The following is an 11,665-nucleotide window of genomic DNA, read 5'->3' on the forward strand; positions in this document are numbered from 1 at the left end:
GAAGTGGATGTCCGCGATCACCGGGATCTGTGATTTGCGGGCGATGGTCGCGAGCGCGTCCGCGCGGTCGCGGTCCAACTCGTCCTGCGGGAAGCGGTGTTCGACACGCAGTGTGCGGGGTGGGCCCGCGGGGACGACCGGTGTGGGATCGAGTCCGCGGGCCGCGTCGTGCAGCCGGCGGCCCGCCGCGGCGCCGAGGATCCGCTGCAGGGTGCCGAGGGGTGCGGCGGCGATCTTGCCGATGCTGTCGAGTCCGTACGAGGACAGGGTCCGGGTCGTCGCGGGACCCACTCCGTGCAGCGCGGCCGCGGGCTTGGCCGCGAGGAAATCGGCGACCGCGTCCACGTCGTCGGGCAGGGTGCGCACGGCCGAGGGCGGACCGTCGGCCGCGATCATCCGGGCCAGCATCGGGTTCGCGGCGATACCGACCGTGGAGCGAAGGCCGTACAGGCCGCCCGTACGGACCCGGATGCGTTCGGCCAGGCCGGGGGCGTCCGTGCCGAAGTAGCGCAGGCTGCCGGAGACGTCGGCGAGCGCGGCGTCCGGGGGGTGGGCCTGGACCTGCGGGGTGAACTCGGCTAGCAGGGACAGCAGATGGTGGTAGATCTGCTCGTCCACCAGGTCGTGGAAGTGGATGTACATGATCTGCACCCCTGATCCCTCCTTCAAGTGGCCGCTCATCCCGCACTCCCCGGGCTCTGGTGCCACAACTTCCTGCTCTGCTTGACCGATTCACCGGGCGGCTGCAGATCCGCCCACGGGTGCAGCTCGTAGCCGGTCTCCAGACGGATGCTGCGGCCGTCCCCGGCGGGGTCCGCGCTCGGCCGGTCCGCGGTGAGCCGTTCGGTGACCGCCGAGAGCCCTCCCGTACGGCGGAGTTCGGCCAGTTCAGCCAGGTCCCAGGCGGCCGAGCCGGTCACCGAGAGCGCCTTGCCGCTGCCGCCGCCGCGGCGCTGCACCACTCCTCGTACGAGAAGCAGCCAGGAGTGGAAGACGGTGTGCGCGCAGGCGTCATGGCTGTCCTCGAAGAACGCGCAGTCCACAAGCCCCGAGGTGTCGTCGAGCGTGGTGAAGATGACACGCTTGCCCGAGCGGATCGGCGGGGTCTGCACGGCGCCCTTCGCACCGGCGACCAGGACCACCTGTCCGTGCGGCAGGTCCTTCAGACGCTGGGCGGTGGCCACACCCAGTTCGTCGAGCAACTCCCGGTGATCGCCCAGGAGATGGCGCGAGGTGTCCATGCCGAGGATGCCGAGCTCGGCACCGAGCCGCTCGACGTCGTCGAGGTCGGGCAGATGGGCGGGCGCGACCTCGGCCGGCGCGTCGTCGCTCTCGCCGAGCGTCAACTGGCCCTGGGCGGCGCCCTTCTGCCCCTTCTGCAGCTCGGCGATGTGCAGCATCAGATCGCGCCGGTTGCGGCCGAACGCGTCCAACGCGCCGACCTGCGCGAGCCGTTCGGCCACCGGGCGGGAGGGGCGGGCCCGCGAGAGGAAGTCCTGGAGCGAGGTGTACGGACGGCCCGCGACGATCCGTGCCGCCTCGGCCTCGCTCATCCCGCGGACGTCGCTGAGCGCCAGCCGTACCCCATGAGTGTCCTTCGGAACGCTCGGATCAGACACCAGTTCGATTAGATAGGCGGAGTCCGAGGCATTCACGTCAAGGGGCAGGATCGGCACGCCTCTTCTGCGCGCGTCCGCGAGCAGCAGCCGCTTCGGATACATCCCCGGGTCGTGCGTGAGCAGCCCCGCGTAGAAGGCCGCCGGGTGGTGGGCCTTCAGCCAGGCCGACTGGTACGAGGGGACGGCGAAGGCGACGGCGTGCGCCTTGCAGAAGCCGTACGCGCCGAAGGCCTCGATGATCTCCCAGGTCCGCTCGATCACTTCATGCGTGTAGCCGCGCTTGCCCGCCTCCTGGGCGAACCACGCCCGCACCCGCCCGATCAGCTCGGGGTTGGACAGGGCGCGCCGGGTGTAGTCGCCGAAGGCGAGGGAGCAGCCGGTCATCACGTTCAGGATCCTGATGATCTGCTCGTGGAAGACGACCACGCCGTACGTGTCCTCGAGTGCTTCCTTGAGGTCCTCGTGCGGGTAGTCAGGTGCCTTCTTGCCGTGCCGGGCCTTGATGAACGGGTCGACCATGTTCGCCGCGACGGGCCCCGGCCGGAACAGCGAGATGTCGACCACGAGGTCGTGGAAGGTCTCGGGCTGAAGGCGTGCGATGAGGTCGCGCTGGCCGGGCGACTCGGTCTGGAAGCAGCCCAAGGTCTGGGAGGACTTGATGAGTTGATACGTCCTGGGGTCGGCGGGCGGGACCTGTTCGGGGTCCTCCATGTCGATGTGGCGGCCCGTGGCGCGCTCGATCTCCGTGACGGCGTGTGCGATCGCGGACTGCATCCGCACGCCGAGCACATCGAGCTTGAGAAGCCCGAGGTCCTCGACGTCCTCCTTGTCGAACTGGGACATGGGGAAGCCCTCGGTGCTGGTCGGCATCACCGGGGTGCGCCCGAGCAGTGTCGCGTCGGAGAGCAGGACGCCGCACGGGTGCATGGCGATGCCGCGGGGGAGGGCGTCGAGGGCCTCGACGAGGTCCCACATCTGCGGCCCGTACGCCCCCGGGTCGATGCCGCGCAGCTCCGGCAGCTCGGCCAGGGCGGCGCGGGCGTCGCGCGCCCTGATGTGCGGGAAGGACTTCGCGAGCCGGTCCACCTCGGCCGGGTCGAGGCCGAGGGCGAGGCCCGTGTCGCGTACGGCGTGCCGGACGCGGTACGTCTCCGGCATGGATACGGTCGCGACCCGCTCCGGGCCGAAGCGCTCCAGGATCGCGCGGTAGACCTCCAGGCGGCGGGCGGATTCCACGTCGATGTCGATATCGGGCAGCTCGGCACGCCTGTCGGACAGGAAGCGCTCCATGAGCAGGCCGTGCTCGACGGGATCGGCGGTCGCGATGCCGAGCAGGTGGTTGACCAGGGAGCCGGCGCCGGAGCCGCGTGCGGCGACCCGTATGCCCAAGTCCCTTGTGTCCTCGACGACTTGGGCGACGGTGAGGAAGTACGAGGCGAAGCCGAGCCGGTCGATCAGCTCCAGTTCCGCTTGGAGCCGTTCCCAGTACGCAGGCTTGCGGTCGTAGTGGCGCAGCACCATGCCCGCCGCGCACTTGGAGCGCAGCACCCGCTCGGGGGTGCGGCGGGAGGCGCCGACGAGATCCGGCTCGGGGAAGTGGACGCGGCCGATGCCCAGATCGTCCTCGGGATCGACGAGGCAGGCGGCGGCGGTCTCCGCGGTCACTTCGAGCAGGCGCTCGGCGGTGTTGGCCCGGTATCCGGCGGCCTCGGCGACCTGCTCGGCGATATGGGCCATGTCAGCGGGCGGCTTGAGCCAGCGCTCGCCGGGGTCGAGGGTGCCGCGCCGGTCGATGGGGACGAGCCGGCGCGCGGAGTCGAGGACGTCGGCGACCAGGCCCTGGCCTTCGTCGGCGTAGCGCACGGAGTTGGTGAGCACCGGCAGGATGCGCTGCTCGACGGCGAAGCCGAGGGAGCGGGCGGCGTGCCGCAGCGACCCCGTGCCGGTGCCGCTCAGCCCGTGCGAGACGACCTCGATCCGCAGCGCCGCGTCCCCGAACCGCTCCCGCCAGGGCGTGAGCAGCCGGGCCGCGCGGTCGGGGCGTCCCGCGGCCAGGGCGCGGCCGACGTCGGAGCCGGGGCCGAGCAGGACGGTGAGGTGCTCGCCGAGGGCGGCGTTCCAGGACAGCAGCGGGCGCCGGTCGTCCGCGTGCGCGGCGGTGACCAGGCGGCACAGCTCGGCCCAGCCGCGGGCGCCGTCCCGCGCGAGAAACACCACGCGCTGGGCCGACTCGTCGACAAAAGCGCCGCCTCGTGCGGGGGTGCGCCGGCGTTCGGTGCGCTGTGCCCTTTCCTCGGGTGCCGCGACGGCGAGATCCACTCCGAACAGCGGCCGCACCCCGGCGCGGCTCGCGGCCTTGGCGAAGCGCACGGATCCGCCGAGGGTGTCCCGGTCCGTCAGCGCGATCGCATCCATCCCGCGCTCGGCCGCCCGCTCGGCGAGCCGCTCGGGGTGCGATGCGCCGTAGCGCAGTGAGAACCCGGAGACGGTGTGCAGATGCGTAAAGCCGCGCATCCGTACCACCTCGCCACTGCTGCCCCCTGCCCTTGCTGTCGACCACGCCCGCCTCAGTGGCCTGGTCAGGCCACTGTATCGAACATCTTTGCGATTCGCCTGATCGTGGCGCGGTGCGGGTGGCGAGTCCCGGGACCGGCAGCCCCGAGGATCCCTTGAGGAGCGGTCTCAGGGACGTGGAAGTGCCGTCAAGGTGCCTGTGCAGATGCCCGTAAAAGTGCCCCGCACCTCCGCCGAAAAGGCAGGGATGCGGGGCGTCTGGTCGCAGTTGGTTCACCTGCGGGTTCGGCGGCGTCCTCCCGACCAGCCGGCGCCGATGCCCGCCACCTGCAGGGCGAGCAGCATCAGGCCGAGCAGCATGAGGTTTGTCGAGCTGAACACGTCGTTTCCATCGAGGTCCGTCGCATTGAAGAGAAACGCGAGGAAGAACAGCACTGCCGCAGCGATACCGAGCATTGCAGCCCCTCATGTCGTCGAGCCCGCCCCGATGGCGCGGCTCGCGGTCGAGGTCCGAGTTCCCCGACTGGCGCCGGTTACTTGCGGAGCCGCTTGGGCGCGTTGGTTGCGGACGTCGCTTGAGCGCGTTACTTGCGGACGTCGCTTGAGCGCGTTACTTGCGGACGTCGCTTGGGCGCGTTACTTCAGGAGCCGCCTGAGCGCGTACCCGAAGACCACCCGTCCGGACCGCGCCGTCGCCGCGTCCAGGAAGCGCGGGAGCTTGGTGAGGCGCAGGTCCTCGCGCCAGACGACGTACGAGCCGGGGCCGCGGACCGCCGGATGGACCTCGATCTCGGCCCAGCCCGTCAGGACCTTCCCCGTCTTCGTCAGGCGGCAGCGGGCTTCGGGGGACGGCGGCTGCCAGAGCGTGATCTCCATCGGATCGTCGAAGCCGAGCGGGCCGAGACCCGTGCGCGCGACGAAGCGGGTGCCCTCCCGGTTGGGGCCGTCGGTGAGGACCGTCGTGGACGTGAACGGCACCTGCGCGGCATGCCGCTCCCAGTCCGTCACCCGCCGCCAGGCCTCGGCGACGGGGAGCGGGGTGCGGTGGGCGATACGGAATTCGGGCACGGCGGGATCGTAGGACGTGGGGTCCGGGTCCGGGACGCGAAACACCGCCGCCACCGCTCCCTGAGGTGGGGGAGGAGCGGTGGCGGCGGGGCCGGCTCCGGGGGTCATGTCCCAAGACCCCCGGATTCTGGATGCCGGAGTGGAGGTGGGCCGGCGGCTGCGCGGACCCTGGAGACGCGGTGGGTCAGCGGCTGTGGCGGCCCGTGGAGACGCGGCGGCGGACCGTGCCGAAGAGCAGGGCCGCACCGACGGCGAGCACGCCCGCGCCGCCCATCGCGATGTACGGGGTGGTCGAGTCGCCGCCGGTCTCGGCGAGGTTCTCGTCGGCGGCCACCGGCTGGTCGGCGGAGCCGGCCGCCTCGGGGGCGTTGGCCTCGGGCGCGGCGGCGGTCTCCTTGGCGCCGGTCTCCGCGTCCTGGTCGCCGTGGCCCTGGTGCTCGACCGTCGACTGCTCCTGGCCGTCGGTGATCTGCTCCTCGCTCGGCGCGGACGGCTCGGCCGCCGGCTTCTCGTCCGAGGGTGAACTGCCGCTGCCCGCCGAGCCGTTGTCGGCGCCGAAGACCACGTCGGAGCAGGTGTAGAAGGCCTCGGGGGAGTCCGAGCGCTGCCAGATCGAGTAGATCAGGTGCCGGCCGGACTTCTCCGGGATGTTCCCGGAGAAGACGTAGTCGCCGTTCTCCATCTTCGGGTCGGTGACCTCGGCGAAGGGCTTGGCCTCCAGGTCCGACCACTTCAGCGGCTTCGACGGGTCGTAGCCGTCCTTGGTGATGTACAGCTCGAACGAGCCCTTGTGCGGGGCCGTGCCCTTGTAGCGGAAGGTGTGGCTGCCCGAGGAGAGCTTCGAGGACGGCCAGTCGCCGCGGGCCAGGTCGAGGCCCTTGTACTTGTCGTTGCCGGCGCTGCACAGCTTGCCGTCGGGGATGATCTCCTTCGACTTGCCGGCGGCGTTGGCGATGTTGACGCCGTTCCAGTCGTAGAAGGCCTGGACACCGGACGCGGCGACGGCGGCCTTGCACGCGGCCGAGTCGGGCGACTCCGGGCCCTCGGCGTAGCAGGCGGCGACGCGGCTCACCGGGTCCGTCATCGAACCGTGCGCGGCGGCCGGGGATATCGCCAGCGCGGTCAGCGCGAGCGGGGCGACACCGGCGGCTGCGGCGTAGGCGACTTTGCGGCGAGCGGTCATGTGTGGATCTCCTTGAGCGACTTCTTGGGGGGTGCGTGGGGGATACGGGGCGGGTACGTACCGTCGGTGCGGCCCCCCGAACAACTGCTGCACCGGCGGGTCGAACCCGCCCCGGCGGACACGAAGTTAGCCCTTGAGATCCACGATTTCGCCTGCTGAGGCCGCCTGAGGGTGATCCTTATGGCCCCTTTAAGGAAGCACTCAGAAGCGGTTAAGTGCGCGCCCGTGATGTCTGGTTTGGCGAGCCTGTTCAGCGGGTGCGCCCTCCATCAGGGTCCACTGGACTCCAGGTGATGTTGCTGAGATTGGCTCCCGGTTTGGCTCCCCAGGCGGTGCGAGGTGGCGGCAACGCAGGCCCGGGAGCGTCTGAGACAGGCAGCTGATCGTGGCGCTCCGTCGACGCAGGCGCGGGGCCTACGGAGCCAGGCGGGCTGCTGGCATAACGGATGCGCATGACTATCCGCTACATGGCGCCCCTGAGGTAGCGGTAGCCCCAAGGGGTACGCCGCACCACGGTGGCTGTGATCTTCCGGATCCCGACTCGGCCTCATGAGGGACGCCCGTGTACAGGATGAGCTGGGACCAGGCGCCGCACCTGAACGAGCGTCTGATATGAGTTTGCGAGACATCGCATCAACCGGGGGAAGCATGAGCCTGCGACCAACTGCCTTCAGCGTGCTCGGCGTTAGCGTGAACTGGGAGTTCACCAAGTCCGATCGGCAGGTTGCGCAGCATGTCATGGACTTCCTTGCTGACAAACGAGTCCTGACGATCGGGTGGGGCCGCCCCAGGAGTGAGGCCGCCGCGTGCTTGGATTCCGCGGCCGAGTGCCGCACGAAGCTGTCGGAGTACCTCGACCAGATCCAGAAACCGAACAGCGATCTGCGTACATGGGTACGTGGCATCCGCCAGGCATTCACCGACTTCATTGAGGCTGGTGGGCACGATGGTTGCCGCTTCACGGCTGCAGATTCCGCTGGCCTGGAGGGCCCGTTCAATCAGGCGCTGCGCGATCTGCGTGAGCGGGTCCGCTGCGAAACGGATCTCGTCGCGGAGCGCTACAAACTCACGGGACTTGGCCTACCACCGGGACGTGAGCGCGTCTGAGGCTGTGCTGCCTCCTACTTGTAGGCGTGCGTGCCAAGGATCAACTTTCTCAGCGCAGAGAGGTTTTGGTCGATGGAGTGGATCACTCTTGTCGCAACAGGCTTAGGAGCTCTCATCGGCGTAGGGTCCACCTTGTTGGCCGAGCGAGTGCGTGCATCCCGGGAAGAGTCCCAGCGCCGGCATGATTTGCGCCAGCAGTTGTATGCCGATTTCCTGGCTGCCCTTTCACGCGTGGCCGATGAGCTGTACGCGCTAGGGAGCGTCCCTGATCGGAACGAGATGAAGGCTCGGGCAAGTGAGGCGTGGCGGAGAGGCGATGCTTACCCACTCCGCTACCACATGACGATCTCTGCACCCGTTGGCATGGTCTCCGCGTCTGACAACTGTTTCCGCCGCTTGCGTGACTTCCGAGACGTCGTGGCGAGTGGCACCGCAAGCAACACCGCAGAATTCCGAGCAGCTCAGGTCGCTTACGACCAATCGCTGACCAAGCTGCGCGAGCTGATGAGAGCCGATCTCAATCCTGAGGACTGACTCAGGCTGCCTCATATTCGTGGGTTCTGTAATCGATTTCAATGTCTGTCGACAAGGTGGCCAGGTGGGCTCGTCTCTGCGTGGCGTCCAGATGGGCGAGGCGCGAGGTGTCTACCGCAACCTTTACTCCTCGGCGCCCCACCGGATCATTAGCGACGTCCGCCCGATGCCGCAGTGAGGCCTGTCAGGGAGTGTGAATGCTGGGGAAGTGTTCGTCATGGCCACTACCGCTACATCATCAGCCCTCAAAGATCAGGAAGTTGAGGGACCCTGTGACGTCGACTGCGACTCGGCACCCTCTGCTGTCGGTGCGGCTCAGGCTGAAGGTGGTTCTACGAGACAAGGTGTGGATCGGCCGACGCTCGATCGAGAGGCCCTGTGTCACGCTTGCCTGACGAGATCCGGCGTGTCGCATGCCGCAATTGAGCCGAGTCCGAGGACTGGCGAAGGGGAATCCCGTGCCGCAGGCCAGCCCGCGAGGTACGTACTTGCAGATCTCGGAGTCTCTGCGAGTGGGCATCAAGAGCGGCAAGATCGCCGCAGAGTCGTCGTCCGAGGCTGATCTCATGGCCACGCATGACGTCTCGCGCAACACCGCTCGGATGTCCCTTTCGTCGCTACGGCAACAGGCCCCGCAAGCGCTACGGCAACAGGCCCCGCAAGCGCCGGCCTCGTCCCGTAACGGAGGTCATCGGTCCTGGGACAGCGCCACCAGCTCCGCGAAGAGGCCGCCCGCGTGGGCCAGGTCCTCGTAGGTGCCCTGTTCGATGACGTGGCCCTTGTCCATGACCAGGATCCGGTCCGCGAGGCGTACGTTCTCCAGCTGGTGGGTGACGACGATCGTCATGCGCTCGGCGGCGATCCGCTTGATCTCCAGGAAGATCGCGTGCTCTCCGCGCGCGTCCATCTGCGAGGTTGGCTCGTCGAGGACCAGCAGGGGCGAGCGCCGGTACAGCATCCGCCCGCACACCAGCCGCTGCCACTGACCGCCCGACAGCTCGGCGCCGCCCCACAGCTCCCTGGCAAGGAGGGTGTCGAGCTGATGCGGAAGCCTCTCGACGGCCTCGCGCATGCCCACCGCGTCGATCGCCTGCCACACCGGCTCGTCGTCGAAGGTCCGCGGCTGGCCGAGCGTGATGTTCTCGCGGACCCGCAGCGGCCAGCAGGCGAAGTTCTGCGGTACGAGCGCGGTGCGCCGCCATACGGAGTCGGGGTCGGCCCCTGCCAGATCCGTACCGTCCCACAGGACGCGGCCCTTGTCGGCGAGCAGGATGCCGGTGATCAGCTTGGCCAGGGTCGACTTGCCCGACCCGTTCTCGCCCACGATCGCCAGGATCTCGCCGCGGCGCAGTGTGAGCGAGACGCCGGCGACAGCGGGCTCGGACTTGCCCGGGTACTGGTAGACGACCTCGTCGAGACGGATCTCGTCGACCTGCTCGGGGATGGTCGACTCGCCGCGCTTGGGCGCCAGTTCGGCGGCCATGTCGAGGAAGGAGCGCATGTCCGCGAGGTAGAGCGAGGTGTGGAACAGCGCGGCGCCGTGGATGACGAACTGCGAGAGCGCGGCGAGGGTGGTCTGTACGGCGATCACCGCGGTGGCGGCCACCGGCAGCGCGACCCGTCCCGTGGCGGCGAGCCAGGCGAGCGTGGACCAGGTGCCGAGCAGGAAGACGCCGCCGAGCGCACTGGAGGCCAGGACGATCCGCAGCAGCCGGGGCGCCGCGGCGAGGGTGCGCTCGTCGATCCGCCGGGACAGGGCGCGGTACCAGTGGACGAGGTAGCCGGTCATGCCGTTGGCGCGGACCTCGTCGCCGTGCCGGGAGTACGTGGCCCACCAGCGCATCATGGAGCGGACGTTGCGGTCGCCGACGTTCAGATAGTGGGTCTCGTAGTCGACGCGCGCCGACAGCACGGCCCCCACGCCTGCCGGCACCACGGCCAGCAGGAGCAGCGGCAGCATCAGCGGATGCAGCGCGGTGATCACCCCGCTCGCGGCGAGCATCCGGATCAGGGCGGACAGGAAGCGCTGGGTGTCCTGCACCATCAACCGGGTGCGGGTGACGCCGACTTCGGCAGCCTCCTGCCGGTCGGCGAACCCGTCCTGCGCGTACGCCGAGGACTCCACCCGGCAGACCGCCTCGACGAGTGCGATATCGGCCTCGGTCGTCAGGAGCGGAGTGACCCGGCCGTCGGCGTACGAGGCCAGGGCGCCGCTGATCCGGCCGGCCGCCGCGGCCGCGGTCACCGCGATGAGGGCGGGCAGTGCGGCGTGCAGACGTTCGGACACGCTGCCCGCTCCCAGTACGTGGCCCATCGCGCGAGCCGTGAAGGCGAGCACCACGGCGGCTGAGACACCGGTCAGGAGCTGGCAGACGACGAGCAGCACCACGCCGGTACGGTCGACTGCCCAGGCCCGGCGCGCGGTGTGTCCGAGGACCGCGGGAAGCCGTCGGCACATGGCACCGAAACCGGCGTCCGCCAGGGGGTTCTTGCCCGCCTTGCCCTCGAAGGTGATGGCGGCCGGGGGTGGTGGGGGAGGAGCCCCGCCCGAGTCCTCACCGCTCGCGGTAGAGGCGTTCGTCACCGTCACCTGCATCCCTCCAAGGAGGTCGTGCCGCACCTGGGTGGCTCGGCGGTGCTGGGACTAACGACGCTTGCGGAGAATCGAACGCGCTCGATTCCGGACGCCCTCGGGGCCTTGGCGGACAAGGAGCGGGATGCCTGTGCGCCGGGGTGCGGGCGTCCGCGGGCGCGGGGATGTGGCCGAATCGCCGAGGCTTGAAACGCCTGGGGCGGATGGGGTTTTGGGCCGGGTCAGGCAGGGGCGGGTGAGCCCACCGGGAGCGGGCCCGGGCGCAGCGAGCTCACCCCACCCACCGATACCGCCGCTCCGGCCGCCCCGTCCCCCCGTACTTGAGGGTCACCTCCGCCCGTCCCGTATCCGCGAAGTACTCCAGGTAGCGCCGTGCGCTGACCCGGGACAGGGAGCCGGCCCGGGCGCACTCCGTGGCCGAGAGGCCCGACGGGTGGGTGCGCAGGACGCGTTCGACCAGTTCCGCGGTGTGGGCCGCGAGGCCCTTGGGGAGTTCGCGCGAGCCCGGCGGGCGGGTGCCGAAGATCTGGTCGACGTCCTCCTGGCGGGCCTCGTCCAAGGTGTCGAGGCGGGTGCGCAGGGCCGCCACATGCCGCAACTGCTCCTGAAGCGCGGCCTGGTTGAAGGGCTTGATCAGGTAGTGCAGCGCGCCGGCGCGCAGTGCGGAGCGGATCACCTCGGCGTCCCGCGCGGCCGTGATGAACAGGGCGTCGACCGGCGGACGGGAGGGGTCCTGCTCTTCCGCGGCGCGCAGCTCCCGTAGGACCGAAATGCCGTCCATATCCGGCAAATACACATCGAGCAGCACCAGATCGGGGCGCAGCCGCTCGGCCGCGCGCAGGGCCTCCGCGCCGTTGTGGGCGACCCCCACCACGGTGAAGCCCTCCATCGCGGCGACATAGCGGCCGTGCAGCTTGGCCACCATGAAGTCGTCGTCCACCACAAGGACTGTCGTAGGGGGAGTCTGCGCACTCATCGGCGCAGGTTAAGCACGCGACCACAAGGACCACAACGTTCGTTGCTTGCGGAAGAGAGACAGCTTGTTAA

9 protein-coding genes are annotated in these 11,665 nt (G+C 69.6%); 2 read left to right on the plus strand and 7 right to left on the minus strand.

Annotation, left to right across the window (positions count from 1 at the left end; genetic code table 11):
* The 5 genes from ABT367_RS11520 to ABT367_RS11540 all read right to left on the minus strand — a co-directional run.
* Positions 1-681, minus strand: a 681-nt coding sequence (locus tag ABT367_RS11520; protein WP_434975446.1) for a DNA polymerase Y family protein, incomplete at its 3' end; no start/stop codon positions are given.
* Complete coding sequence (locus tag ABT367_RS11525) at positions 678-4,133, minus strand: DNA polymerase III subunit alpha (RefSeq protein ID WP_352252004.1); 3,456 nt, start codon at positions 4,131-4,133, stop codon at positions 678-680. The genes ABT367_RS11525 and ABT367_RS11520, both read right to left, overlap by 4 nt.
* A gap of 273 nt (positions 4,134-4,406) precedes the next feature.
* Entirely contained in the window at positions 4,407-4,589 is a 183-nt protein-coding gene (locus ABT367_RS11530; protein ID WP_187815806.1) for a hypothetical protein, read from the minus strand.
* A 180-nt stretch (positions 4,590-4,769) separates the two neighbouring features.
* Complete coding sequence (locus tag ABT367_RS11535; protein ID WP_352252006.1) at positions 4,770-5,201, minus strand: SRPBCC family protein; 432 nt, start codon at positions 5,199-5,201, stop codon at positions 4,770-4,772.
* A 184-nt stretch (positions 5,202-5,385) separates the two neighbouring features.
* The gene (locus ABT367_RS11540; RefSeq protein WP_352252008.1) at positions 5,386-6,384 is read right to left on the minus strand and encodes a lytic polysaccharide monooxygenase; all 999 of its coding nucleotides are present in this window, start codon (positions 6,382-6,384) and stop codon (positions 5,386-5,388) included.
* A 612-nt stretch (positions 6,385-6,996) separates the two neighbouring features.
* On the opposite strand from ABT367_RS11540, the gene ABT367_RS11545 reads away from it, so the two are divergent.
* Positions 6,997-7,491, plus strand: a complete 495-nt coding sequence (locus ABT367_RS11545; RefSeq protein ID WP_352252010.1) for a DUF6650 family protein — start codon at positions 6,997-6,999, stop codon at positions 7,489-7,491.
* A 72-nt stretch (positions 7,492-7,563) separates the two neighbouring features.
* The gene (locus ABT367_RS11550; protein WP_352252012.1) at positions 7,564-8,025 is read left to right on the plus strand and encodes a hypothetical protein; all 462 of its coding nucleotides are present in this window, start codon (positions 7,564-7,566) and stop codon (positions 8,023-8,025) included.
* Between the two features lie 688 nt (positions 8,026-8,713).
* On the opposite strand, the gene ABT367_RS11555 is transcribed toward ABT367_RS11550, so the two are convergent.
* Positions 8,714-10,621: an ATP-binding cassette domain-containing protein gene (locus ABT367_RS11555; protein WP_434975447.1), complete on the minus strand. Its 1,908-nt coding sequence runs from the start codon at positions 10,619-10,621 to the stop codon at positions 8,714-8,716.
* A gap of 268 nt (positions 10,622-10,889) precedes the next feature.
* Complete coding sequence (locus ABT367_RS11560) at positions 10,890-11,594, minus strand: response regulator (RefSeq protein WP_352252015.1); 705 nt, start codon at positions 11,592-11,594, stop codon at positions 10,890-10,892.
* Positions 11,595-11,665: the final 71 nt, after the last annotated feature.

The sequence above is a fragment of the Streptomyces mesophilus genome, from assembly GCF_040300965.1.
In the GTDB taxonomy this organism is placed as follows: Bacteria; Actinomycetota; Actinomycetes; order Streptomycetales; family Streptomycetaceae; genus Streptomyces; species Streptomyces mesophilus_A.

What these genes read in the sequence shown, in the direction of transcription:
- ABT367_RS11540 (WP_352252008.1), bottom strand. Translation starts at nt 6,384, where the DNA reads ATGACCGCTCGCCGCAAAGTCGCCTACGCCGCAGCCGCCGGTGTCGCC.
- ABT367_RS11530 (WP_187815806.1), bottom strand. Translation starts at nt 4,589, where the DNA reads ATGCTCGGTATCGCTGCGGCAGTGCTGTTCTTCCTCGCGTTTCTCTTC.
- ABT367_RS11525 (WP_352252004.1), bottom strand. Translation starts at nt 4,133, where the DNA reads ATGCGCGGCTTTACGCATCTGCACACCGTCTCCGGGTTCTCACTGCGC.
- ABT367_RS11545 (WP_352252010.1), top strand. Translation starts at nt 6,997, where the DNA reads ATGAGTTTGCGAGACATCGCATCAACCGGGGGAAGCATGAGCCTGCGA.
- ABT367_RS11550 (WP_352252012.1), top strand. Translation starts at nt 7,564, where the DNA reads ATGGAGTGGATCACTCTTGTCGCAACAGGCTTAGGAGCTCTCATCGGC.
- ABT367_RS11560 (WP_352252015.1), bottom strand. Translation starts at nt 11,594, where the DNA reads ATGAGTGCGCAGACTCCCCCTACGACAGTCCTTGTGGTGGACGACGAC.
- ABT367_RS11555 (WP_434975447.1), bottom strand. Translation starts at nt 10,621, where the DNA reads ATGCAGGTGACGGTGACGAACGCCTCTACCGCGAGCGGTGAGGACTCG.